This window comes from Microbacterium bandirmense (assembly GCF_037204185.1).
GTDB lineage: Bacteria > Actinomycetota > Actinomycetes > Actinomycetales > Microbacteriaceae > Microbacterium > Microbacterium bandirmense.
On the sequence record NZ_JBBDGM010000002.1, the window covers coordinates 155,831 to 180,011 of the forward strand.

Genomic DNA, 24,181 nt, shown 5'->3' on the forward strand with positions numbered 1-24,181 from the left:
CAGCATCCCGCCGTTGCGTCTGCGGGGTGCGGGTCAGCCCGTGTAGGTCTCCACACCGACGATCTCGACCGCGATCGAACGGCCGTTGGGTGCTTCGTAGCTCGACTTCGCGCCGATCTTGAGCCCGATGATCGCCTGACCCAGCGGGCTCGCCTCGCTGTACACGTCGAGGTCGCCGCTCGCGGTGATCTCGCGGCTGCCCAGCAGGAAGACCTCTTCATCGCCGGCGACGAGCGCCGTCACGACGGTGCCCGGTTCGACGATGCCGCGGCTCGCGGGCGCTGCGCCGACCTTCGCGGTCTTCAGCAGCTGCTGCAGCGTGCGGATGCGCGCCTCCTGCTTGCCCTGCTCGTCCTTCGCGGCGTGGTAGCCGCCGTTCTCCTTGAGGTCGCCCTCTTCGCGCGCCGCCTCGATGCGTGCAGCGATCTCATCACGGCCGATGGTCGAGAGGTGCTCGAGCTCTTCGGCGAGGCGGTCGTAGGCCTCCTGGGTGAGGAACGGTACCTGAGCGTCTGTGGACACAGCGTGCTCCTTTGTGCGGGCCCCCGCGGGGGCTTGGGAGAGTCGGGACATCATCCGATGCCCGGGGATATGGCAAGACGCCCCGGCAGGGCCGGGGCGTCGGTCATCTGCGGATGATTCTAGGCGACCCAGCAGGACTTCACCAAACCCGTGGTCGCCTCGGCGACGGTCGGGATGCTGACCCGCATCGCCTGAGTGTGCTCATCGCTGGCGGCGATCTCGACGATCTTCCAGCCGACCACGCCGAACTCGACATCGAGCGCTTCGAGTGCGCAGGCGACGTCCTGGCCGCGCGGCGCGGTGAACTGGAAGCTCAGCTCCACGCTGTGGGCGTCGACGACCGTGAAGCCGAGATCGGCGGCATCCACCGCGTTCATCTGCTTCGCCACCGTGGTCCATCCGAAGAACACGACCACGGCGACCGCCAGCACACCGCCGATGATCCACGGCAGGGGACGGCGACCGGTGCGGCCGTAGCGCTCGTCGAGCTCGCGTGCGGTGGTCACGGGTCTCCTGCGGGTCGAGTGGCGGATAGGCTGGTACTCCCAGGATATTCGACCTGCGGAGAAGAGGCGGACCCATGATCCTGTTCGGTGAGCAGACCCCGATGCCCACCCCCTCGATGACGGTGGATCCGGACTCGGTGACGCCGGGCTTCGCGGGGTTCGCGATCGTCGTGGTGATCGTGATCGCCGTGATCCTGCTCATCTGGGACATGAACCGTCGCATCCGTCGGGTGCGCTACCGCGAAGAGGTGCGCGAGCAGTTGGATGCTGAAGAGGCGGCCGCTCGCGGCGATGGCGACGCCGGCGAGGGCGGGGACGGCGACGTCCGCGGCGACGCCGGCGCGGACGGGCCGCCGCGCGCCTGACGGCGCGAGGTCAGACGCCGACGCGCGCGAACGCGTCGAGGCTGATGCCCTGCTCGAGGATGCGCTTCGACCACTCCTTCGCCGAGTGCAGGCTGTGGTCGCGGTAGTTTCCGCATTCCACCGCCGACACCCCGGGCACGTCGCTCCATTCGGCCGGACCGGCGATGAACTCGAGTCCGGCGCGGATCGCCGCGACGACGTCGGCGATCGCCGGTTCGCCCCACATGATCAGGTGGAAGCCGGTGCGGCACCCGAACGGCGAGATGTCGATCACGCCGTCGATGCGGTCGCGCAAGACGCTGGCGAGCGTGTGCTCGATGGTGTGCAGCCCCGCGGTGGGGATCTCACCCTCATTGGGCTGCACGAAGCGCACGTCGAAGTTCGAGATCGCATCGCCCTTGGGCCCGTGCTCGACGCCGATCAGGCGCACGTACGGGGCGATGACAGCAGTGTGATCGAGGGTGAAGCTCTCGACGTCGGCCATGGGATGCTCCTTGCGTTCGGGGACGCTTCGAGCGTATCGCTCAGCCGGGCAGGCCGAGTGCTCAGCCGGGCAGGCCGAGCGAGGGGGAGTACGGCGCCAGCGAGATGAGCAGGCAGGCGGTCCAGTGGCAGAGGAAGGCCAGCACGGTGCACACGTGGAAGATCTCGTGGAACCCGAAGTGCCCCGGCCAGGGATTGGGCTTCTTCATCGCGTAGACGATCGCGCCGGCGGTGTAGAGCAGGCCACCCACGCACACCAGCACCATCATGGCGACGTTCGCGATGACGAGGTCGACCATGTACATCACCGCGGCCCAGCCGAGCACGAGGTAGAGAGCGACGTAGAGCCAGCGCGGCGCGTTGATCCAGAAGACGCGGAAGAGGATGCCCAGGATCGCACCACCCCACACCAGAAAGAGCAGCAGCGCACCCTTCTCTGGTGGCAGGGCGAGCGTCGCGATCGGCGTGTAGGTGCCGGCGATCAGCAGCAGGATGTTCGCGTGGTCGATGCGCTTGAGCACGGCCTTGGTCGTGGGGCCCCAGTTGAAGCGGTGGTAGACCGCCGAGTTGCCGAACAGCAGCAGCGAGGTGGTCATGAAGACCGCTGCGGCCCATTTCGCGGGTGCCCCCTGCGCGAGCACGATCAGCACGATGCCGGCGGCGATCGCGATGGGGAAGATGCCCACATGGATCCAGCCGCGCCAGCTCGGCTTGATCTCGACCGCCGCGTCGACCGCGGCGGCTTCCATCAGCGGAAGCTGGGGGACGTCGACATCGTCTGCGCGTCGTGTGCTCACACGCTCACTCTAGGCTCGCGAGCATTCCGCGTGCCGTACATATCCTGAGCAGTCACAGGGAGGAACGCCGAGGTGGCGGTAGCGTAGGCACGTGACTGCACGCGAGAGCTCGGGGCGCGGGCCCCTCTATCGGCTCTACGGAAATCGTCTTCGCCGACGCATCGACGCGGCGTCCGTTCCGCACCACGTCGCGATGATGATCGACGGCAACCGGCGCTGGGCACGCCAGCTGGGCTACGACTCCGCTGCCGACGGGCACCGTGCGGGTGCCGCGAAGATGCGCGAATTCCTCGGCTGGTGCGACGAGCTGGGCATCGAGGTCGTCTCGCTGTACCTGCTGTCGGCCGACAACCTCAGCAAGCGCGACTCGAAGGAGATCAGCGATCTCATCGAGATCATCGCCGAACTCGCCGACACGCTCGCGCAGCACGGCAACTGGCGGGTGCAGCACGTCGGCCGAACCGACATCCTCCCGCCCGAGCTGGCGCGGGTGCTCGAAGACGCCCAGCGGCGCACCAGCGATCACACGGGCCTACACGTGAATCTGGCGGTCGGCTACGGGGGACGCAACGAGATCGTCGATGCGGTGCGCAGCATCATCGGCAAGCACAACGCCTCCGGCGGAACGCTCGACGACCTTGCCGCCCAGTTGACCCCCGAGATGATCGGCGAGCACCTGTACACCGGCGGTCAGCCCGATCCCGATCTGGTGATCCGCACCAGCGGCGAGCAGAGGTTGAGCGACTTTCTGCTCTGGCAGAGCGCGCACAGCGAGTTCTACTTCGTCGAAGCCCTCGGGCCCGACCTGCGCGAGGTCGACTTCCTTCGTGCGATCCGCGACTTCGCCGACCGCGACCGTCGCTTCGGGCGCTGACGCGTCTGTCCGCGACGGGTGGCAGACTGAGCGGATGAGCGCGTTCGACGATTACCTCTCGACGTTCGACGTTGTGCCCGGCTATCTGAACTGGGCGGCGTTCGGGCCGCTGTCCACGAGCGTTCGCGATCAGGCGATCCGCGAGATCGACGCGCTCAGCGCCGGGCATCCGACCGCCGTTCCGACGGCATTCGCCTACGTGGATCGCGCGCGACAGCTGCTCGCCGAGCTGCTGCGCGCCGACGTCGACGACGTCACGCTGCACACGTCGGGAGCGCACGGCCTGATGCAGGCGTTCTACGGGCTGACCGGCGATATCGTCGTCTCGACGGCTGAGTTCCCGGCGGTGAGCCTGATGCTGCACCGCGCGTCGCAGGCGTCGCGCGGCGCACTCCGGCCGCGCTGGATCACGCCGGTCGATGGTCGTGCGACCCCCGATGCCATCGCCGAGGCACTCGACGACGCGGTCAACGCCGTGACAGTCAGCCACGTCGACTTCCGCACCGGGTACCGCATCGACCTGGCCGAGCTGCGCGACGTGATCGGCCCTGACCGGCTGCTGATCCTCGACGCGGTGCAGTCGTTCGGCGTCGTCGACGACGACTACACGCTGGCGGATGTCGTGGTCGGGCATGGCTACAAGTGGCTGCGAGCCGGGCGGGGCACCGGGTTCGCGCGCTTCTCACCGCGGGCGCGCGAGCGCATCGCACCGGTGCTCAGCGGCATGATGGGAACGACGGCCGGCACCGTGGTCGCCGATGAACTGCTCGAGCCCGCAGCCTCGGGGCAGGCGTACGCGGTCGGCATGTTCGACCCGCTCGCGGCGGCCCGGCTCGCCGCCGGCCTCGATGACGCCCGCACCGCCGGCGTCGCGAACATCGAGCGGGCGCTCGCCGAGCGCGTGGACGCGATCATCGACATCGCCGACCGCGCGGGCACCGTGGTGGACTCACCGCGCGAGCGCGCCCATCGCGCCGGGATCGTCTCGCTGGCGCCCGCCGACCCGCAGCGGGTCGCGCAGGCGCTGTTGGATGCCGGCGTGACCGTGACGGCGCGCGGAAGCTCCGTGCGGGTGGCACCGCATGCCGGCACCGACGATGAGACGCTGCGGATGCTGGAGCGCGCGCTCGCAGCATCCGACACGCGCCGTTAATCGAGACGTCACCCGACAGCCGCGTGTCGTGCGCGAAACCGGCCGTGTCGCGACGTACCTTCAAGGCATCGGGCACCGTGCCCGATCGAGTCGGCCTCCAGGTTCGCGACTCGTGGCCCCTGGTCGACTCGCTGCAGAGCCGGGATCACTCCCGGGAAGTAGGAGTGGATCGTGACCACACGTACAGCGCAGCAGCCGTCCACCAGCCGGAGAGCAGCCACCAGAGCCGTGTCGCAGGATGACACGGCTCTTCGCACATATGTGCTCGACACCTCTGTTCTTCTGAGCGATCCGCAGGCCCTGTTCCGCTTCGCGGAGCATTCGATCGTGCTCCCGGTGGTCGTGATCACCGAGTTGGAGAGCAAGCGGCACGACCCCGAGCTCGGATACTTCGCCCGGCGTGCGCTGCGGCATCTCGATGAACTGCGGATCGAGCACGGTCGTCTGGACTTCCCGGTCGAGGTCGGCGACGGCGGCACACTGCGAGTCGAGCTCGGCAACGCCGACATGTCGATCCTGCCCGCGGGCATCCGCCTCAGCGACAACGACAGTCGCATCCTCGCCACCGCCGCGCAGCTCGCGCAGGACGGGCAGCAGGTCACGATCGTCTCGAAGGACCTGCCGATGCGGGTCAAGGCCGCGTCGCTCGGGCTGGCGGCCGAGGAGTACCTCGCGGAGCAGGCGGTCGATTCGGGGTGGACGGGCATCACCAGCCTCGATCTCTCGGGTGATGAGATGAGTGACCTGTACGAGAGTGAGGTCGGGCTCAGCGAGGAGGTGCGCGGGGTGCCGGTGAACACGGGGTTGATCATCCACTCCGAGCGCGGATCGGCGTTGGGAAGGGTCGTCGGCGACGGCGAGTACCGGCTGGTGCGCGGTGATCGCGAAGTGTTCGGGATGCACGGGCGTTCGGCGGAGCAGCGCATCGCGATCGATGTGCTGCTCGACCCCGAGGTCGGGATCGTCTCGCTGGGTGGTCGGGCCGGCACCGGCAAGTCGGCGCTGGCGCTGTGCGCCGGGCTCGAATCGGTGCTCGAGCGGCAGCAGCAGAAGAAGATCATCGTGTTCCGCCCGCTGTTCGCGGTCGGCGGGCAGGAGCTCGGCTATCTGCCGGGTGACCAGGGCGAGAAGATGAACCCGTGGGGTCAGGCGGTGTTCGACACGCTGGGGTCGGTCGTGTCGGGCAACGTGCTCGAAGAGGTCATCGATCGCGGGATGCTGGAGGTGCTGCCGCTGACGCACATCCGCGGACGATCGCTGCACGACGCGTTCGTGATCGTCGATGAGGCGCAGTCGCTGGAGCGCAACGTGCTGCTGACGGTGCTCAGCCGCATCGGGCAGAACTCGCGGGTGGTGCTGACGCATGACGTCGGGCAGCGCGACAACCTGCGCGTCGGGCGCCACGACGGGGTCGCGAGCGTGATCGAGACACTGAAGGGGCACGACCTGTTCGCGCACGTGACACTGCAGCGCTCGGAGCGTTCGGCCATCGCAGCTCTGGTCACCGATCTGCTGGAGGGCAGCGAGCTCAGCTGAGGGGGTCAGCGAGTTCGCCCCGCGCCCGGTTGCCGTTCCACGGTGGCCGGGCGCGATGGGGTTACAGTCTGGGGGCCGACACTCCAGATGTCGGACAGTTCCGCGGGTTTCGTCCGACTTCTGGAGTGTCGGCCCCCGATCTGTTTCCCTAACCCGGTTCCTGAGCGAGTGCAGCGAGACGAAGGACGCCACGCGGGTGATGTGGCGGTCGGTATCAGCAGCCGGGGGCGGAAGGCTGTTCGTCGCAAGTGTGGGCGACGAGGGCGGTGTGCGCCTCGTAGATGCGGATGGGCTGCGGGGCGCCGGGGATGTCGAGCTGTCCGGTGATGGGGAACCAGCCGACGCCGAGGTCGATCTCGGCGGTGTACGTGACGTCGACGCGGGCGTCGTAGGTGCCGCGCTCGGCGTAGCTGTGACTGGTGTCGGTCGGGGTGAACTGGGGAAGGTCGAGGTCGTCCCAGCTCTGGCCGGGAGTGTCGGATGCCCGTGACTCGCCGTCACCGTAGTGGAAGGTATAGGTCGCCGGGGTGAAGCGGACGTGGATGGGGAATCCGAACAGTTCGCCGCTCTGCGTGTGCGTGGCAGCGTCGGTGGTGAAGTTGGCCGGCAGCCCGGCGACACCGAGGTTGTTCGGTTCCCCGGCGAGGATGCCGGCGTCGGGCGAGAAGGACTCCAGATCGGTGATGGTCACCGGCGGCATCGTCGGGGCGGGCTCGTCTTCTTCTTCGGTGGCTTCATCTCGGCCCATGAACTCCCAACAGGACATCATGTTGTCCCAATTGGCCAGGCAATCCGCAGGCGTCCGCCGCGGCGGCGGGACATAGCCGACCTGGTCAATGACACCGTCACCCGATGAATGAGATTCAGCGTCACCGCTCGATCCGCTCGACCCCGGTTCCGTACGTTGGTTCTCAATGTCCAGTTCGCGACCTGACTCGTCTATTCCCCACGAAGTTCCGCCTCCACCTATTTCGGGCGGAGGCGTCGTACTGCTCCCGGCAAACAACAGAACCGCGAGCACACTGGCAGACGCGGCGGAAACTAACACGAGAAGTCCTCGGGTGCGTGATTCGAGGCGATCGCTAACCGTGTGCTTGTGTCGCCGGGGGTGAATGTGACTTTCAAAGCGCGGCGGTTCGGCCGATCCTCGGGAAGCACAGACCGGCCATCGGAGTCCAGAAGATCAACGTCCGAAACGTCCAGGCAGATGTTCGCCACGGTCTTGGCCTCGGAGTGAGAGAGCGGTGAAAAGGTGTCGAAAGAAGTCTCGCCTGTGCGGGTCAAGTGCTCTGCGTAGTAGTAACTAAGGCTTTCACGCTCCGCGCTGAGCGCTGTGTCGGTGAGCCAATCATAGACAGGACGAAAAGAATCGTCATCGCTCAAGTCTGTTGCGTTCAGATCGGCGAGATACGCCCTGTACGTCTCTTCCGCTGCCGCGAACGCCTCCGCTTCCGACGCGAACAGGGCGGTCTTCGACGGGGTGGGCTCCGGCTCTGCGGGGGAGCAGCCAGCCAGCATCCCGAGCACGATACCGGCGGCGGCGAACGCCGCACCGGCGCGCCGGGTCATAGTCTTCACGGGCGCGGTCGTCATCGTCACCCGATCACGCTAACGCGAACCGCGACCCGCTCGCTGAAGTTATCCACAGATGCGGTCATGCGTGCTCCCGAAGTCGCTCGAGCGCGCCCAGTACCGCCGACTGCACGACGCGAGTCGCGGGCCGCGTCGCACAGGCGGGCAGTGGCGAAGACCCCGGGGCGGAGGCGCTGCACGTCGCCTTCGCGCACCGACTTCGCCAAACGCACACGACTGATGCCGTGCTGCTGCAGGTGGGCGCCCTGGGCGATGCCGCCCAGGCTGGTGATGAGTTCACGGGGATCGAGCATGCGCACCAGCATCCGCCCTCGCGCCGACGCAGATGCCCCGAAAACCCGGCAACTGTGGAGAACCCGGCCCCGCACCCTGCTTGTGCAGGAGATGCAGAACGGGGGCCGACACTCCAGATGTCGGACCGAAACGTGTGTTTCGTCCGACATCTGGCGTGTCGGCCCCCGAAGTGCAACGAGGAAAACGCCCCGCAGCCGAGGTCAGCCGGCGTGCGTCATGCTCAGCAGATCGAGCTTCTGGTCGAGCACCTCTTCGGTGATCTCGCCCCGCTCGACGTAGCCGAGCTCGATGACGGCCTCGCGCACCGTGATGCCCTTGGCGACGGCGTGCTTGGCGATCTTCGCGGCCGCCTCGTAGCCGATGACCTTGTTCAGCGGCGTCACGATCGACGGGCTCATACCCGCGAAAGCGGCGGCGCGCTCGACATTGGCCTCCAGGCCGTCGATCGTCTTGTCGGCCAGCACGCGCACGGCGTTGGAGAGCAGGCGGATCGACTCGAGAAGCGCGGTGCCCATCACCGGGATGGCCACGTTCAGCTCGAACGAGCCCGAGGCGCCGGCCCAGGCGACCGTCGCGTCGTTGCCGATCACGCGGGCGCACACCATCAGCACGGCCTCGGGCACGACCGGGTTGACCTTGCCGGGCATGATCGACGATCCGGGCTGCAGGTCGGGGATGTGCAGCTCGCCGAGGCCCGTGTTCGGGCCCGAGCCCATCCAGCGCAGGTCGTTGTTGATCTTGGTCAGCGAGACGGCGATGGTGCGCAGCGCGCCGGATGCCTCGACAAGACCGTCGCGGTTGGCCTGCGCCTCGAAGTGGTCCTTCGCCTCGGTGATCGGCAGTTCGGTCTCGGCGGCGAGCAGCTCGATGACCTTCTGTGGGAAGCCGAGGGGCGTGTTGATGCCGGTGCCCACTGCGGTGCCGCCCAGCGGCACCTCGGCGACACGGGGGAGCGCGGACTGCACGCGCTCGATGCCGAGGCGCAGCTGGCGGGCGTAGCCGCCGAACTCCTGACCGAGCGTGACGGGGGTCGCGTCCATCAGGTGCGTGCGGCCCGACTTCACCACGCTCTTCCACAGCTCGGCCTTCGCCTCGAGGGCGACGGCGAGGTGGTCGAGCGACGGGATGAGCGTGTCGATCAGCGCCTGCGTGACGGCGATGTGCACCGAGGTGGGGAAGACGTCGTTCGACGACTGCGATGCGTTGACGTGGTCGTTCGGGTGCACGGCGGAGCCGAGGATGCTGGATGCCAGGTTCGCCAGCACCTCGTTCATGTTCATGTTCGACGAGGTGCCCGAGCCGGTCTGGTACGTGTCGACCGGGAACTCGCCGTCGTGCTTGCCGGAGGCGACCTGATCGGCGGCCTGGGCGATGGCGTCGGCGATCGCTCCGTCGAGGGTGCCGAGCTCCTTGTTCGCGAGAGCCGCGGCCTTCTTGATGCGGGCGAGCGCCGCGATCTGGGTGGACTCGAGGCCCGACCCCGAGATCGGGAAGTTCTCGACGGCGCGCTGCGTCTGTGCGCTGTACAGCGCGTTCACGGGCACGCGCACCTCGCCCATGGTGTCGTGCTCGATGCGGTACTGCTGGTCGCTCATTCCGATCCCTCCTTGGATGCGGGGTCGTTCTCCCCGGTGTCGATGCCCACAGTGACCACGGGCACGGCGGTGCCCTCTGCGAGCCGGTAGTTGGCGCCGACGATGCCCAGTTTCCCGGCGGCGACGGCGGCGCTGATCATCTCCGACGAGTGCAGCAGGTCGGCGACGGTGTTGCGCAGGTGCTCGCGACCGACGAGTTCGGCGTCGATGTCGGCGGGCGTGGTGCCCCCGGTCTCGGCGAACACCTTGCGGGCTGCGGGCACGATCGGGGCGATGAGCTTCCAGATGCCCGCCGGCAGCGGTTCGGAGTCGATGGCGGTGCCGTCGATGGCGGCGCGCACGGCGCCGCACGAGTCGTGGGCGAGCACGACGATCAGCGGCACCCCGAGGATGCCGACGGCGTACTCGAGGCTGGCGACGATCGACTCGCCGATCACCTGGCCGGCGTTGCGCACGACGAACAGGTCGCCGAGGCCCTTGTCGAAGATGATCTCGGCGGCCAGGCGGGAGTCCGAGCAGCCGAACAGCGTGGCGATCGGCGCCTGTCCCTGTGCGAGCTCGTGCCGCTTGTCGATGTCCTGGTGCGGGTGCGCCGGGGCGCCGGCGACGAATCGTCGATTGCCGTCGAGCATCTCCTGCCAGGCTTCGGCGGGTGTGAGCGTCGCAGTCATTCGGCCTCCTCCAGGTCGTTCAGCTGTGCGGAAAGTGATGAGGCCAGCTCTGCCGTGGAGTCCGCGGAGCGGGATCCGTAGAGCAGCACGTAGTCGGGGCCGGCCTGGGTGCCGAGCGCGTAGGTGATGTTGGCGTCGCCGCCCGAACCGAGTTCGAATACGTCCCACTCGCGTCCGTCGATGGTCGTGGTGTCGGTGGGTGCCTTGCCGCCGAGCACCTGCGGGGCCCACGACACGTCGGCGCCGAAGGCCTGCGCGATGCGGATGAAGCCGCGCTCGTCGTCGGCGGCCGGAGCGAGGGTGATGTCCCAGACGGGCACGGCGCCGCCGTCGAGCTGAGCCGCGTTCACGCGCCAGAAGTCATCGGTGTCGGGAACGAGCGCGGGCCGCTGCATGCTCGTCTCGACGTCGGCCGCGATGGCGGCGACATCGATCTCGGGCGCGGTGACGGGCGTGCCGCGCGGCACGCCGAACACGACGACGGCGACGACGGCGACCGTGACGATCAGCGCCGCGATCAGATTGCGGAAGGTCTGACTCGAGCGGTACACCCGGCTCGACTCGGCCTTGCGGTCAGCGGTCTCCTGCGCGGTCTCGGGGCGCCCGAGACCCGCGACGACCGTCGGCTGCCTGCTCATTCCTCATCTCCATCGGATGCTGCCCGTGCAGCATCCAACCGGCGCTTCGCGCCGACCAGCCATTCCTCGCACCGCGCGGCGAGTGCCTCACCGCGCTCCCACAGGGCGAGGGAGTGCTCGAGCGTCGGCGAACCCTGCTCGAGTTCGGCGACGACGCGCACCAGCTCGTCGCGCGCGGCCTCGAACGACAGCGATTCGACGGGGGTGTCGTTGGGCGCGGTCACACCCTCCATCCTATCCGCCTTCCTCGATCTCTCCGTCGGAGCGGGCGCGCAGCGAACCCCGGTCGAGGGTGACCGTCAGATCGACGCCCGCCGGGGCGTCGGCGGCGTCGGTGAGGATGCGTCCGCCGTCGCGGTGCACGATGGCGTAGCCGCGGGCGAGGGTCGCCGCGGGTGACAGCGCGCGCAGCGACGCGCGCAGCTCGGCGGTGGCACGATGCGCGGCATCCACCCCGCGGTGCACGGTGTCTCGTCCCCGTGAGGTGAGAAGCCACACCTCCTGCGCACGCGTCTCGATGATCGGGTCGGGGGAGCGCAGCACGGGGCGGGAGCGCAGCTGCTCGAGCTGCGCGATGTCGTGGGAGATCCGTTGGGTCAGCCGTGTCGTGGCGCGGGCGCGCAGCTGCGCGACGATTGCTCGCTGCTCGCCGACATCCGGCACGACGCGCTTGGCGGCGTCCGTCGGCGTCGAGGCGCGCAGGTCGGCGACGTCGTCGAGCAGGGGGTGGTCGTTCTCGTGCCCGATCGCGCTGACGACGGGGGTGGATGCTGCCGCGACCGCCCTGATGAGCCTCTCGTCGCTGAAGCCGAGCAGCGTCTGCGGGTCGCCGCCCCCGCGGGCGATGATGATGACGTCGACCTCGGGGTCGGCATCCAGCTTCTGCAGGGCCGCGAGCACCTCGGGAACGCACCGGTCGCCCTGCACCGCGACATGCTCGGTGCGGAAATGCACCTGCGGCCAGCGCAGTTCGGCGTTGCGGTGCACGTCCTTCTCAGCATCCGACTTCTCGCCGGTGATCAGGCCGATGCAGTGCGGCAGGAACGGCAGCGCCCGCTTGCGACGATCGTCGAACAGGCCCTCCTGGCGCAACTGGGCGCGCAGCTTCTCGAGCCGCTCGAGCTGATCGCCCAGGCCGACGTGCTTCATCGCCGAGACGATGAAGCTGAAGTCGCCGCCCTTGACGAAGTAGTCGGCCTTGACGGCCGCGACCACGTGGTCGCCGACTGCCAGGTCGCTCGGGATGCGCGGCCGCACACTCGACCAGATGCGGATCGAGATGTGCGCGTCGGAGCGCACGTCTTTGAGGCGTGCGAACACGTTGCCGGCGCGCAGGTTCCAGGACGTGATCTCGCCCTCGACCCAGACCGTGTTCCAGCGGGCGATGAAGTCGCGGATCGTGCCGTTCAGTCGTGCGACCGAGGTGGGGGCGTCGGGGCGCGAGTCGCGCGGCGCGACGGAGTCCGCGGGCGGCGGCTCGCCGGGAACGGCGGCGGCTTCGAAGACGGTCATGCGTCCATTGTTCCGGATGCCACCGACGCGGGTTCCGTCACTCAACGGCCGACGCCCCGGCTCCCGGCCCTTGAACAGGTGCCGCGGGTAGGCTGGAGGGGTGAGTTCAACCGCTGTCTCGCTGCCTGTGCCGCACATTCCCTCCCGCCGTCGCCCGACCGAGCGCGCGCGCCTGGAGAACCGTCCCGTCGACGGTGAGAAGAGGGTGCTGCTGGCCGCCCCGCGCGGATACTGCGCCGGTGTCGACCGCGCGGTCGTCGCCGTCGAGAAGGCGCTCGATCGCTACGGCGCTCCGGTGTACGTGCGCAAGCAGATCGTGCACAACATCCACGTCGTCACGGAGCTCGAGGCCAAGGGCGCGATCTTCGTCGAGGAGGTCGACGAAGTGCCCGAGGGGGCCCACATCGTCTTCAGCGCCCACGGCGTCTCGCCGGCTGTCGTGCAGGGCGCGGCCGACCGCGGTCTGCACGCGATCGACGCCACCTGCCCGCTGGTGACCAAGGTGCACCGCGAGGCGGTGCGCTTCGCACGCGATGACTTCGAGATCCTGCTGATCGGCCATGACGGTCACGAAGAGGTCGAGGGCACCGCCGGTCACGCACCCGAGCGCGTCACGATCGTCAACAATCCCGAGGAAGCCGACACCGTGCAGGTGAAGGACCCCTCGAAGGTCGTCTGGCTCTCGCAGACCACCCTGTCGGTCGACGAGACCATGGAGACCGTCAACCGCCTGCGCACGCGTTTCCCCGAACTGCACAACCCGCCGTCGGATGACATCTGCTACGCCACCCAGAACCGTCAGGTGGCGATCAAGAAGGTCGCGAAGGACGCCGACCTGGTGATCGTGGTCGGTTCGGCGAACTCGTCCAACAGCGTGCGCCTGGTCGAGGTGGCCCTCGAGTACGGGGCCAAGGCCGCCTACCGCGTCGACTACGCCGACGAGGTCAAGCAGGAGTGGCTCGACGGTGTCGAGACCGTCGGCGTCACCAGTGGTGCTTCCGTGCCCGAGGTGCTCGTGCAAGAGGTGCTCGAGGCGCTGAGCGAGGCCGGATACGGCGACGTCGAAGAGGTGCGCACGGCGGAGGAGGACCTGATGTTCTCGCTGCCCAAGGAGCTGCGCCAGGACCCGAGCGGCCAGCGTGACGAGCGCGCGCTCGGTGGACGAGCCGCACGCTCATGAGCACCGATCGGCCGCAATACGGCGAGTACGCGACGCCCGAGGAGCAGCGCGCGCGGGCCGGTCTCCCGCCGCTGGGCGCTGAGCCGGCAGCATCCGACTCTCCGGCATCCGTCCCTCCCGCGCCGACCGCGCCCACCGCGCCTCCCGCCGCGGGCATCGCCCGCGCCAATCCCGTCAACCGGGTGGTCACGATCGCGCTGCTCGCGATCGGTCTCATCAACGTGTTCTCGTCGATCCCCGGATTCCTCGACCTGTCGACCACGCTCGGCCTGTCGATGGAGATGCTGGGCGTCGAGGGCGATTTCTCGAACTTCGCATCGGCGCGCACCTGGGGTGTGATCGCGGTGGCGGTCATGCTGGCGGGCTATGCGGCCACGGTGTGGCTCGCGTTCCGTCGGCTCGCGCGCGGCGCGTCGGCATGGTGGGTGCCGCTGGCCGGCTTCGTCGTGACCATGCTGCTCGTGTCGGTGTGCGTCTCGGTGCCGATGATGGGCGATCCCGCGTTCACGCAGAGCCTGCTCACCCCGCCTGCGGGCTGACTGCAGGCCCGCGCTCTCGGCCAGATCGCGTAGCCTCGAGGGGTGTCAGCAGAGCAGATCGCGTTCCAGGTCACCTACGCCTCCGTCGACTCCGGTGACGGTGCTGATCCGACCGCGGCAGCCGAGCACATCCTGCGCGACGAGCGAGTGCTCGCGGCGGTGCGCGGCTTCGACGGTGATGAGACGGTGCTGCTGATACCGGTCACGGATGGGGGCGAGATCGTCGCGCTCGACGCCGACGACCGTCTGCGCTTCGATCTCACGGCGCACCGTCTGCAGGAGCTGTTCGACGATGCCGGACTCTCGCTTCACCTGGGCTTCGACGACGACGCGTTCGAGACGGTGGATGCCGAGCTCGACGAGCAGTTCGGTGACGCGTTCGAGCAGCTCGACGACTCCGCGGCGTCGCCCGATGACATGACCGGATTCGGGGTGCTGGACGACGACGCCGAGTTCGACGACGAACTGTTCGCGCCCGAACCGGTGCGCGTCGCGGAATTCTCGCGGCGCGGGCCGTGGGGCGCGCGCCTGACCGCCCAGATCCTGAGTACGCCGGTCGACCACCTCGAGGTGGGCACATGGTCGCTGTACCGTTACAGCACCGACCAGCCGCACATGGCGGTCTCCGGGGGCACGGCGGACGGTCCGATCATCGAGGTCAACCTGCCCGCGGAGGGCGATGCCTGGGTGGAGATCACCTCGCCGCGCGGGCGCACGGCGATGGTGTGGCCGAACGCGGAGCAGCACACCAGACCCGTGCTCGAAATCGATGCGATCGCCGTCGCCGAGAGTGCCGAGGTGTACCGGCGGATGCTGGCCGAGGCCGACGGCACGCGCGACGAGCTGGAAGCACTGCGGATGGGCGACGCGATCGACGTCGACGCCGCGCAGCGCGCGTGCATGCCTGAGGCTCTGGGTGGGACGGTCGGCGAGGGCGAGCGGCTGCGCGCCTTCATCGCGGCGTTCGGCGTGCCGCAGACGCTGATCGGCGCGGGGCTCGATGACGCGTCCACCGGGCGGCGGTTCGCGCCCCGGGGATGGTGGCGCACCGTCGGCGACCTGCTGGTCGGCGGCTTCGTCGAGACGACGCCGCTCACCCGCCGTGACCGTCCGCTCCCGCGGTTCGCGCGCTTCCTGCGCAAGCGGCCCCTGCTCGGAGCCTCGATCAGCACGGCCGAGCTCGCCGCGGGTGTCGCGCTGGGCAGGAGTCGGTCGCGGCTCGTGCGCGGACTCGGCGTCCTGATCGTGATCGATGCCGTCGCCGATCTGGTGATCTGGACCGTGCGGATGCTGCACCGCCGCTGACCGCGGCGCCGGCGCGCGTACGCCTGCCGCGGAAATGTACGCATGCCGCGGATGAATCGCGGGATCGGATCCGCGCGGAGCGTACATTTCCGCGCGAAGCGCGCGCCGGCGTCAGAGGACGGCGGCGAGGAAGTCCTTCGTGCGCTGCTCGTGCGGCGCGCTGAAGATCTGGTCGGGGGAGCCCTCCTCGACGATGCGTCCGCCGTCGAACATCAGCACCCGGTTCGACACGTCGCGCGCGAACTGCATCTCATGCGTGACGATCAGCATCGTCACGTCAGTGTCGCGGGCGATGTCGCGCAGGATGTTCAGCACCTCGCCGACCACCTCGGGGTCGAGGGCGCTGGTCACCTCGTCGAGCAGCAGGATCTCGGGCTCCATGGCCAGCGCGCGGGCGATCGCCACGCGCTGCTGCTGACCGCCCGAGAGCTGCGTCGGGTGGGCGTCTGCCTTGTCGGGCAGGCCGACCATCTCGAGCAGCTCGTGCGCACGGGCGACGGCCTGGGTCTTCGGCACCTTCAGCACATGCACGGGGGCCTCGATGATGTTCTCGAGCACCGTCATGTTCGGGAACAGGTTGAACTGCTGGAACACCATGCCGATGCGCTTGCGCATCTCGTTCTTGTGCTTCTCCTTCAGCTCGACGCGCTTGCCGTCCTTCTCGTAGTGGGTGAGGGGGCTGCCGTCGATGTAGATGTACCCGCCGTTGGCCTCTTCGAGCGTCATCACCAGGCGCAGGATCGTCGTCTTGCCCGAGCCGCTGGGACCGATGAGCGTGACGCGGTCGCCCTTGCGCACGGTGAAGTCCAGGTCGTGCAGCACGACGTGATCGCCGAAGCGCTTCTCGACCTTGTCGAAGCGGATGGCGGGCACCTCGCCGTCGTTCAGCGTGATGGCGCCGGTGTGGGTGTCAGGTTGTGTAGGCAAGGCGCTTCTCCAATCGCCCGATGAGCAATGAGGTCGGGTAGCTGGCGACGAGGAACAGGATCCCCGCCATGGTGATTGCTTCCATGAACCGGAAGTTCGATCCGCCGTACTCCTGCGCGGCGCGCACCATGTCGGTCACGGTGATGACGGCGAGGAACGGCGTCTCCTTGAACATCGAGATGACGTAATTGCCGAGGGCCGGCAGGGTGGAGCGCAGTGCCTGCGGGATGACGACGGCGGTCCAGGTGCGTCCGCGCGACATCGACAGCGCGGTGGCGGCCTCCCACTGGCCGCGCGGCACCGCGTCGATGCCGGCGCGGTAGACCTCGGCCATGTAGGTGGCGTAGTGGATGCCGAAGATCAGCACCCCGAGGGTGAGCGGCGGCACCGCGGTCAGTGCGTAGTAGGCGAACAGCAGCTGCACGACGAGCGGTGTCATGCGGATGAAGTTCATGATGAACGTCAGCACGGCGGCCACGGGGCGTGGTGTGCTCTTGCGCGCCAGGGCGATGATCAGGCCCAGCACCGCCGCGATCGCACTGCCGAGCAGGGTCACGTAGAGGGTGACGGTGAGGAAGGACCACAGCATGTCGGGGAGCGCCGCGAGGGCGTGATCCCAGTTCCAGATGACTCGATCGTCGTTCACGGGACGTCCCCCTCTGCATCGACGGTGGGCGCCGCGACGGCTTCTCGCAGCCGTGTGCCTTGGCCGAGCTTGTGCTTGGCCCGCGCTTCGAGGGCGTTCATGGCGATGGTGAGGATGTAGGCGATCACGAAGTAGACGACGAGTCCCAGGGAGTAGGCGAAGACCACGTCGGTGTCGATGCGCAGCTTGTTCAGCTCGGCGGTGAGGTCGACGATCGTGATCAGATACACGACCGCGGTGCCCTTCAGCAGCTGGATCAGCAGGTTGGTCAGCGAGGGGATCATGAGCGCCCAGGCCTGCGGGAAGATGACCCGCCACATGCGCTGGGTGCGCGACAGGCTGAGCGCCGTGGTGGCCTCCCACTGGCCGCGGGAGACCGAGTTGATCGATCCGCGCACTACCTCGGCGCCGTACGCGCCGTAGTTGAGGCCGAGACCGAGGATCCCGACGAGCACCGCGGGCAGTTCGACGTTGAACGGCGGCAGCGGCAGCACGAAGAACAGGAAGAACAGCTGCACCAGCAGGGAGGTGCCGCGGAACACTTCGATGACCGTGCGGGCGAAGCCTCGCAGGATGATGTTGTCGAACCGGGCCAGCAGGCCGAGCGCGATGGCGATGACGAACGCCAGCAGGGCGCCGCCCACCGTGAGCTGGAGGGTTATCAGCAACCCGTCCAGCAGGTAGGGCAGCGCCCCCTGGAGCGCTTCGAGATTCTCGGTCACGTCAGGCGAGGCTCTCAGCCGAGGTCACCGGCACACAGCTGCTCGGTGGTGAGGTCTGCCGGCGGCAGGTTCTCGGCGGTGAACCCGAAGGGCTCGACCAGGTCGAGGTAGGCCTGCTCGTCGCCGGTGATCTTGGCGAGCTCCTCGTTGTAGGCCTCGAGCAGTTCGCTGTCCGCCTGGCGGAAGACGGTCGCCCCGGCGCCGATCTGCTCGACGCCGTCGATCACCTGCACGAACGCCTCGGTGGTCTCGAGCGTGTCGCTGTCCTGCGTCATCCAGTTCAGCGAGACGGCGGTCAGCGCGAAGGCATCCGCTCGACCCGCCTCGACGGTCTCGAGACCGGCGGTGGCGCTGTCGACCTTGATGACATCGGTGATGCCGAGGTCTTTGGCGTAGCCCTCTTCGATCGCGCCGGACTGCACGGCCAGCGTGATGCCGCCCTTCTCGGCGATCGAGTCGAGATCGCTCAGACCCTCGGGGTTGCCCTTCGGCACGGCCAGGGTCGTGGTGTACATGATCTCGGGGTCGCTGAAGGCGGCCTGCTCGCAACGGTCGGGCAGGATCGACATGCCCGCGCTGATGACATCCCAGCGGCCGGCGTTCAGGCCGGGAATGAGCGAATTCCACTCGACTTCTTCGACCTGGATGTCGTCGATGCCGAGGTTGCTGAAGATCTCCTTGTGCATCGCGATGGTGGCGCCGGTCGGCTCGCCGTCCTCGACCCATGAGTAGGGGCGCTCGGAGGCCACCGCGAGCGTGATCGTGCCCGAGTCCTGTGCCTTCTCGAGTGTGGTCTGGGCCTCGTCGCCGCCGTCACCGCCGGCGCTTCCGCCTCCGTCACCGGATGCGCAGCCGGTGAGAGCGAGTGTGAGCACCCCCAGGGTGGCGAGTGCGGTACGGGCTGTGCGCTTGCTCATGATGCTCCTCTTCGTGACTGTCCGTCGCGCCGGAGTGGGCTGCGACATTGGAACACGATACGGGAGATTGTCGATCCACGTACAATCAGACGTGCAGATTGTCGACAATGAGACAGAACCGTTGCCGACGAGGATGCACAGAATGTGGCTTCCCACGCGCGAGAATGTGAGATGGCGCGAGATGCGCCGTGGATGAGGAGACCTGAATGCCCCGTGACCTGCCCCGCTCCGTCGGCCGTGCCGCCGTGCTGCGCGTGCCGCGGCTGTCGACCGTCGATCTCATCGCGATCGAGCTGCGCAAGGCGATCTTCTCGGGTGCGCTCTCGGTGGGCGCGTCACTGGGCGAGGTGGAGATCTCCGCTCAGCTCGGTGTGAGCCGCAGCCCGCTGCGCGAAGCCGCACAGCGGCTGGTGCAGGAGGGCATCCTCGTCGCCGTCCCCGGTCGCGGCATGAGCGTCGCCGTGATCGAGGGCGAGCAGATCGACGATGTGTACGAGATGCGCCTGGCCGTCGAGGCGCAGGCCGTGCGCCGCATCACCCGCGCCGGCAGCACCGAGACGCTCGAGGCCATCACCCGCGCGTTCGACGAGCTGGTGACCGCGAGCGAGGGGGACGACGCACGGGCCATCGGCGACGCCGACCTGGAGTTCCATCAGGTGCTCGTCGACGCCGCGGGCAGCGACCGCATGACCCGGGCGATGGCGACGCTCATCATGCAGACGCGCATCGTGAGCTTCAGCGTCGCCGAGGGGTACTCGGTGCGCCGATCGGTGTCGCCGACCTATCGCACGCTGCTCGACGCGCTCGCCGCGGCCGATGCGGGTGCGGCCGTCGATGCGCTCGAGCAGCAGTTCGCGGATGCTGTCTCGCGCCTTCGCGGAGATGCGGACGTCGATACGGTCGAGGTCGACCTCGAGGACGAGGTGCAGGTGTTCCAGCCGATCGACCCGACCAGCGTCGGCTGATCTGGTGCAGCGGACCCCGGTCTCGGGGGTCGTCGAACGACTACGCGCGCTCGTCCGCGTAACGGGGCGCCATTGACTCCATCTGCTCCATGACCAGCCCGATAGCAGCGGGCTGACGGTCGGGCGGGTACTTGTACTTCACCAGCAGGCGTTTGATCGATGAGCGCAGCTTGGCGCGCACGTCATCGCGCACGGTCCAGTCGGTGCGCACGTCGCGGCGCATGATCGCGACCAGCTCGCGGGCGATCTGCGCGAGGGTGTCCTCCCCCTGCACATCGACGGCGGACTCGTTGGTGGCGACCGCGTCGAAGAAGGCGAGTTCGTCGTTTGACAGTGGGGGAGTGAAATGCTCTCCCCGCGAGGCCTCCGCAGCGACGTCCTTGGCCAGTGCAACCAGTTCGGCGATGACCTCGGCCGAGGTGAGCTGCTGGTTGGTGTAGCGGATCATGAGCTCGGCGATCCGCTGCGAGAACGCCCGCTGGCGCACCAGGTTGCCGCGCGAGACGGCCATGCTCTCGTCGATCAGCGCGGCGCGCAGCGTCTCGATCGCCAGCTGTGGGTTGCGGGCGCGCTGCACCTCGCTGACGTATTCGGGCGTGAGCCGGTCCAGGGCGAGACGGGGCATGCCGGCTGCCTCGTAGATGTCGATGACGTCGTCGGTTGCGGTGGCGTCGGCGATGAGCGTGCCGAGCAGGCGCTGGATGTCTTCCGGGATCGGCTCGTCGTTCGCCTGCCGGTCTATGGCGTCGTACTTCGCCATCCACACGCGCACTTCTTCGTAGAAGGCGATTTCGTCGCGCAGCTCGGTGAGCGAGCTGCCGCCGGAGGCGAGTGCCCACACCCGGGCGAGCTGGCCGCTCAGTTTGCGGAATCGTGCGGCAGCGCCGGGGGCGTCATCGTCGGATGCTGGATTGCGGGCCGCCTCGCGCAGAAACGCGGTAGCGCGGGTCGCGGCACGCACCAGTGCGCGCGGGCCGCCGGCGGCCAGGTCGCTTCGCCAGTCGCATCCGCTGAGCAGCATCCGAATCTGCTCGACGTACGCCATCGCCAACTCGCGCGACTCTTCGACGTCGCGCCCGACCGGCTTTCGCTGCTGGTCGGTGACGGTGTACTCCTGCAGCGCCTGGGTGAGGTTGTCGGCCAGCGGCGCGTACGCGACGAGCAGGCCGTCCTGCTTGCCGCGGAAGGTGCGGTTGACGCGCGCGAGAGTCTGCATGAGCAGCGCGCCCTTGAGTGGACGGTCGAGGTACAGGGTGTGCAGCGGCGGGGCGTCGAACCCGGTGAGCATCATGTCTTTGACGATCACTAGCTCCAGCTCATCGTCGGGGTCCTTCAGTCGGTCCTTGATGGCCGCGTTGGCGGATTCGCGGCGCACGTGGTCGCTGATCGGCGGCTGGTCGCTCGCGGTGCCCGAGTACACGACTTTGATGCGGCCGGCATCGAGGGCATCCGAATGCCACTCCGGGCGACGCTCGACGATCGCGTCGTACAGCTTCGCGCAGATCTCGCGGGTGCCGCCCACGATCAGCGCCTTGCCCGGTCCGCCGACGAAGGTGCGCATCGCTTCGCGGCGCTTCTCCCAGTGTGCGACGAGGTCGTCCGCCAGCTCGGCGATGCGCTCGGGGGCGCCGTAGAGTGCGTTGACGACGGCGACGGATGCCTCAAGACGGGCGCGCTCGGTCTCGTCGAGGCCCACGGTGTACTCGTCGGCGGCGAGGTCGATGTCTTCGGGGTTGGCGTCGTCGGCGAACGCGACCTTGATCAGGCGCGGTTCGAAGTAGACGGGCACGGTGGCGCCGTCGTCGACGGCGCGGGTGAGGTCGTAGATGTCGATGTAGTCGCCGAACACCTCCTGCGTGTTGCGCTCGGCGAACGAGATCGGCGTGCCCGTGAACGCGATCAGGGTCGCGTGCGGCAGCGCCCGGCGCAGGTGGTGCGCGTAGCCGTCGAGGTCGTCGTAGTGGCTGCGGTGGGCTTCGTCGACGACGACGATGATGTTGCGCCTCGCGCTGAGCAGCGGATGCTGCATGCCGGCATCCTTCTCGGCCTTGCTCAAGCCGAACTTCTGCAGGGTCGTGAAGTAGATGCCGCCGGTGTTGCGGGCGGTCAGCTCGTCGCGCAGCTGCGCGCGAGTGCTGACCTGCGCCGGCTTCTCGGGCAGCAGCAGGCTGCGGTCGAAGGTCTGGAACAGCTGGCCGTCGAGTTCGTTGCGGTCGGTGACGACGATGATCGTGGGGTTCTTGAGCTTCGGATGCCGGGAGGCGATGTTCGCGTAGAGCTCCATCTCCATCGATTTGCCCGAGCCCTGCGTGTGCCAGACGACACCGGCTTTGCCGTTGGTCTCGACGGCCTGGATGGTCTTGCCGACCGCCTTGTTGACGGCGAAGTACTGGTGGGGCTTCGCGATGCGCTTGATGAGGCCGGCGGCTCCCTCGTCGAATGCGGTGAAGTTGCGCAGCAGCTGCAGGAACCGCTCCTGGTTGTACAGGCCGCTGAGCGCGTCGTCGAGGGGCTGCACGTCTTCGCCGTTCTCGAAGCGCGGTTGCTGCAGGGGCTTGCCGTCGTCGTCGACGTTCCACGGTGAGAAGTGGTTGAGCGGCGTGAACGGGGTGCCGTACTTCGCTTCGAGTCCGTCGCTGGCAAGCGCGAAGACGCAGAATCGGAAGGCCATCGGCAGCTCGCGCAGGTAGGTCTGCAGTTGGTCGTAGGCGGATGCTGCGCCGACGCCGGCCTTCTTCAGCTCGAGGATGCTGACGGGCATCCCGTTCACGTAGAGGACGATGTCGAAGCGGCGGTGCACCTCGCCGCGGCCGGGTGTGGATTGTCTGATCGTGACCTGGTTGACGGCGAGCCAGTCGTTCTCCACGGGGTTCGTGCTCAGCAGCCGCAGGGTGGGGTTGTGTTCGACGCCGTCCTGGTCGATGTAGCTGAGCTGGTAGCCGTCGGTGAGGCAGCGGTGGATGCGGTGGTTCTCGGTGGTCGCGTCCTGCGACGACGGCGAGGCGATCTCGACCGCGGCCTGCTGCAGGTACTGCGCGGGTACGCCCGGGTTGAGGCGGCGCATGGCTTCGAGCAGACGCGGGCGGATGAGCAGTTCGTCCCAGCTGTCGCGCTCGCCGGTGCCCGGCGCGATCTGGTCGCCGGTGAGCGGCATCCAGCCGAGGGGCTCGGCGAGGGTGTTCTTGACGTTCTGTTCCCACATGGACTCGGGGATGGCGGTCATGCTGACGACTCCTCGTCGAGAGCTGGTGGTGGCGGGAAGCTCGTTCTGGACATGGCTCGATTGACGGTCGCATCCGAGACGATGTGGTCGCGAAGATATTCGCGTAGATAGGGCATCGCGATGTCGACCATTCCTCGACCAGCGGGAACGATCATTCCCGCGTCTATCAGACGCTGACGGTAGACATTCAGATACTGTGCGGTCACGCCGAGCGCTTCGCGGACATCGCTGACTGCAGTCGGCCCGTCGTCGGCCGCCATGTGAGCGAGTACGGTGCGATCGGTGTGGGAGAGGTCGCTCAGCGACGGCTCATGGATGTTGCTTCCCATCGTGCGACGAGCCCGACGGTAGGCGTGCTTGACATCGTCCAGCGAGATCTCCGTCTGGTCAGGCGATTGCTTCCAGGCCAGATCCCCGATCAACTGTGCGAGGAACGGGTACCCCTGGGTGGCGCGGACCGCATAGTCGAGTGCCGCATCACCGATCGTGCGTCCGCGGTCGAGGATCGGGATCCGCAGCGCGTCGGTTGCGTCGTCGTAGTCCAGGAAGTCGATGGGCGGACGCAACGAGCGCCGCAGAAAAGTCAGACTCCGGTGGCTGAGGGCGTCTCTGATGGCGTTGCGAAGACCGGCTCCGACAAAGGCGATCTCCTGATCATTTCGGATGGCGTGTTGATGCTCTGCGGCGAAGTCGGCGAGTTCGTCGATGGTGGCGCCGTTGATCTCGTCGAGCGTGATGAGGATGCCCCGCGGTGTGAGCAGGTTCGCGAGCGTCGTCAGCTGGTCTCGAAGAGTGGTTGGGTACTGCCGTGGGGACACTGTCTCGGTAGTGATGCTCACTCCGGCGGTACCTCCGCCTGTGAGACGCCGAGTGGCTGGAGGATCGAGCTGATCGATCGCTCGCTGAAGGTGTCCGTGCGTGATCCGGTCGAGGAACCCGGGTGTTGCGGTCTCGGAGACGACGAGCCACCCGCGTTCGCGAGCGGCGTCTTCGAGCGCGTTCAGCAGCACCGTCTTGCCGACGCCTCGCAGACCTTCGATGAGCATCGTGCGCTCGGTGCTCCACGTGCCTTCGGCCAGTGAGGCGGAGAAGTCGTCAAGAATGGAGTCGCGGCCGGCGAGCATCGGCGGCGTCTTGCCGAAGCCAGCGCGGAACGGGCTGTCATTGGTGCGAGCCACGTTTATACTCCTTTATATTTCTTTATAAACCTTTGTATAT

26 protein-coding genes are annotated in these 24,181 nt (G+C 68.0%); 8 read left to right on the plus strand and 18 right to left on the minus strand.

The features are described 5' to 3' along the window. Nucleotides 1-33: 33 nt before the first annotated feature. A complete protein-coding gene (gene greA / locus WDU99_RS02735; RefSeq protein WP_337330906.1) occupies nt 34-522 on the minus strand; it encodes a transcription elongation factor GreA in 489 nt (162 codons plus the stop codon). A 119-nt stretch (nt 523-641) separates the two neighbouring features. After that, nucleotides 642-1,028: a DUF4307 domain-containing protein gene (locus tag WDU99_RS02740; RefSeq protein ID WP_337330907.1), complete on the minus strand. Its 387-nt coding sequence runs from the start codon at nt 1,026-1,028 to the stop codon at nt 642-644. Between the two features lie 74 nt (nt 1,029-1,102). Between WDU99_RS02740 and WDU99_RS02745 the strand changes: the two genes are divergently transcribed. Next, nucleotides 1,103-1,393, plus strand: a complete 291-nt coding sequence (locus tag WDU99_RS02745; RefSeq protein WP_337330908.1) for a hypothetical protein — start codon at nt 1,103-1,105, stop codon at nt 1,391-1,393. Between the two features lie 10 nt (nt 1,394-1,403). On the opposite strand, the gene WDU99_RS02750 is transcribed toward WDU99_RS02745, so the two are convergent. Both WDU99_RS02750 and trhA read right to left on the minus strand, forming a co-directional pair. Continuing rightward, on the minus strand, nt 1,404-1,877 hold the full coding sequence (locus tag WDU99_RS02750; protein ID WP_337330909.1) for an S-ribosylhomocysteine lyase: 474 nt from the start codon (nt 1,875-1,877) through the stop codon (nt 1,404-1,406). Nucleotides 1,878-1,938: 61 nt separating this feature from the next. Further along, the gene (gene trhA / locus WDU99_RS02755) at nt 1,939-2,625 is read right to left on the minus strand and encodes a PAQR family membrane homeostasis protein TrhA (RefSeq protein ID WP_337331106.1); all 687 of its coding nucleotides are present in this window, start codon (nt 2,623-2,625) and stop codon (nt 1,939-1,941) included. A 139-nt stretch (nt 2,626-2,764) separates the two neighbouring features. On the opposite strand from trhA, the gene WDU99_RS02760 reads away from it, so the two are divergent. From WDU99_RS02760 to WDU99_RS02770, 3 genes are all read left to right on the plus strand, one after another. Further along, on the plus strand, nt 2,765-3,547 hold the full coding sequence (locus WDU99_RS02760; protein ID WP_337330910.1) for an isoprenyl transferase: 783 nt from the start codon (nt 2,765-2,767) through the stop codon (nt 3,545-3,547). A 34-nt stretch (nt 3,548-3,581) separates the two neighbouring features. Then, entirely contained in the window at nt 3,582-4,700 is a 1,119-nt protein-coding gene (locus tag WDU99_RS02765) for an aminotransferase class V-fold PLP-dependent enzyme (protein ID WP_337330911.1), read from the plus strand. A 228-nt stretch (nt 4,701-4,928) separates the two neighbouring features. Next, a complete protein-coding gene (locus tag WDU99_RS02770) occupies nt 4,929-6,236 on the plus strand; it encodes a PhoH family protein (protein ID WP_337331107.1) in 1,308 nt (435 codons plus the stop codon). A gap of 214 nt (nt 6,237-6,450) precedes the next feature. On the opposite strand, the gene WDU99_RS02775 is transcribed toward WDU99_RS02770, so the two are convergent. From WDU99_RS02775 to xseA, 8 genes are all read right to left on the minus strand, one after another. Next, entirely contained in the window at nt 6,451-6,927 is a 477-nt protein-coding gene (locus WDU99_RS02775) for a hypothetical protein (RefSeq protein ID WP_337330912.1), read from the minus strand. A gap of 350 nt (nt 6,928-7,277) precedes the next feature. Continuing rightward, nucleotides 7,278-7,835, minus strand: coding sequence for a hypothetical protein (locus tag WDU99_RS02780; RefSeq protein ID WP_420063974.1), 558 nt, complete (start codon nt 7,833-7,835; stop codon nt 7,278-7,280). Continuing rightward, nucleotides 7,832-8,122, minus strand: a complete 291-nt coding sequence (locus tag WDU99_RS02785; RefSeq protein ID WP_337330913.1) for a hypothetical protein — start codon at nt 8,120-8,122, stop codon at nt 7,832-7,834. Before WDU99_RS02785 ends, WDU99_RS02780 begins: the two co-directional genes overlap by 4 nt. 201 nt (nt 8,123-8,323) lie before the next feature. Then, nucleotides 8,324-9,718, minus strand: coding sequence for a class II fumarate hydratase (locus WDU99_RS02790; protein WP_337330914.1), 1,395 nt, complete (start codon nt 9,716-9,718; stop codon nt 8,324-8,326). Further along, the gene (locus WDU99_RS02795; protein WP_337330915.1) at nt 9,715-10,389 is read right to left on the minus strand and encodes a carbonic anhydrase; all 675 of its coding nucleotides are present in this window, start codon (nt 10,387-10,389) and stop codon (nt 9,715-9,717) included. The genes WDU99_RS02790 and WDU99_RS02795 overlap by 4 nt, the downstream gene beginning before the upstream one ends. Beyond that, nucleotides 10,386-11,027, minus strand: a complete 642-nt coding sequence (locus WDU99_RS02800; RefSeq protein ID WP_337330916.1) for a DUF4245 family protein — start codon at nt 11,025-11,027, stop codon at nt 10,386-10,388. Before WDU99_RS02800 ends, WDU99_RS02795 begins: the two co-directional genes overlap by 4 nt. Continuing rightward, entirely contained in the window at nt 11,024-11,260 is a 237-nt protein-coding gene (locus WDU99_RS02805) for an exodeoxyribonuclease VII small subunit (protein ID WP_337330917.1), read from the minus strand. Before WDU99_RS02805 ends, WDU99_RS02800 begins: the two co-directional genes overlap by 4 nt. Before the next feature lies 1 nt (nt 11,261). Further along, the gene (gene xseA / locus WDU99_RS02810; RefSeq protein WP_337330918.1) at nt 11,262-12,539 is read right to left on the minus strand and encodes an exodeoxyribonuclease VII large subunit; all 1,278 of its coding nucleotides are present in this window, start codon (nt 12,537-12,539) and stop codon (nt 11,262-11,264) included. 136 nt (nt 12,540-12,675) lie between these two features. Between xseA and WDU99_RS02815 the strand changes: the two genes are divergently transcribed. Genes WDU99_RS02815 through WDU99_RS02825 form a run of 3 tightly spaced genes read left to right on the plus strand, consistent with a single transcriptional unit; the run spans nt 12,676 to nt 15,563 of the window. Next, entirely contained in the window at nt 12,676-13,719 is a 1,044-nt protein-coding gene (locus WDU99_RS02815) for a 4-hydroxy-3-methylbut-2-enyl diphosphate reductase (protein WP_420063979.1), read from the plus strand. After that, entirely contained in the window at nt 13,716-14,258 is a 543-nt protein-coding gene (locus tag WDU99_RS02820) for a DUF6264 family protein (RefSeq protein WP_337330919.1), read from the plus strand. Before WDU99_RS02815 ends, WDU99_RS02820 begins: the two co-directional genes overlap by 4 nt. Nucleotides 14,259-14,300: 42 nt before the next feature. Then, nucleotides 14,301-15,563 (plus strand): hypothetical protein, encoded by a 1,263-nt coding sequence (locus WDU99_RS02825; RefSeq protein ID WP_337330920.1) that lies wholly within the window; start codon nt 14,301-14,303, stop codon nt 15,561-15,563. 111 nt (nt 15,564-15,674) lie between these two features. Here WDU99_RS02825 and ehuA read toward each other — a convergent pair whose 3' ends face one another. From ehuA to WDU99_RS02845, 4 genes are read right to left on the minus strand one after another with little or no spacing between them, the layout of a single operon-like run. Beyond that, a complete protein-coding gene (ehuA, locus tag WDU99_RS02830) occupies nt 15,675-16,490 on the minus strand; it encodes an ectoine/hydroxyectoine ABC transporter ATP-binding protein EhuA (protein ID WP_420063975.1) in 816 nt (271 codons plus the stop codon). Further along, nucleotides 16,474-17,136 carry an ectoine/hydroxyectoine ABC transporter permease subunit EhuD gene (ehuD, locus tag WDU99_RS02835; protein ID WP_337330921.1) on the minus strand — a complete coding sequence of 221 codons (663 nt, stop codon included), beginning with the start codon at nt 17,134-17,136 and terminating at the stop codon, nt 16,474-16,476. Before ehuD ends, ehuA begins: the two co-directional genes overlap by 17 nt. After that, a complete protein-coding gene (ehuC, locus tag WDU99_RS02840) occupies nt 17,133-17,858 on the minus strand; it encodes an ectoine/hydroxyectoine ABC transporter permease subunit EhuC (protein ID WP_337330922.1) in 726 nt (241 codons plus the stop codon). Before ehuC ends, ehuD begins: the two co-directional genes overlap by 4 nt. 14 nt (nt 17,859-17,872) lie before the next feature. Next, on the minus strand, nt 17,873-18,775 hold the full coding sequence (locus WDU99_RS02845; RefSeq protein WP_337330923.1) for a transporter substrate-binding domain-containing protein: 903 nt from the start codon (nt 18,773-18,775) through the stop codon (nt 17,873-17,875). 206 nt (nt 18,776-18,981) lie between these two features. On the opposite strand from WDU99_RS02845, the gene WDU99_RS02850 reads away from it, so the two are divergent. Next, nucleotides 18,982-19,740 carry a GntR family transcriptional regulator gene (locus tag WDU99_RS02850; protein ID WP_337330924.1) on the plus strand — a complete coding sequence of 253 codons (759 nt, stop codon included), beginning with the start codon at nt 18,982-18,984 and terminating at the stop codon, nt 19,738-19,740. 40 nt (nt 19,741-19,780) lie between these two features. Here the strand turns inward: WDU99_RS02850 and WDU99_RS02855 are convergent, their stop codons facing one another. Together WDU99_RS02855 and WDU99_RS02860 are read right to left on the minus strand one after the other, a co-directional pair. Further along, entirely contained in the window at nt 19,781-22,963 is a 3,183-nt protein-coding gene (locus tag WDU99_RS02855; RefSeq protein WP_337330925.1) for a type I restriction endonuclease subunit R, read from the minus strand. Then, nucleotides 22,960-24,141, minus strand: a complete 1,182-nt coding sequence (locus WDU99_RS02860; protein WP_337330926.1) for an AAA family ATPase — start codon at nt 24,139-24,141, stop codon at nt 22,960-22,962. The genes WDU99_RS02855 and WDU99_RS02860 overlap by 4 nt, the downstream gene beginning before the upstream one ends. Nucleotides 24,142-24,181 lie beyond the last annotated feature (40 nt).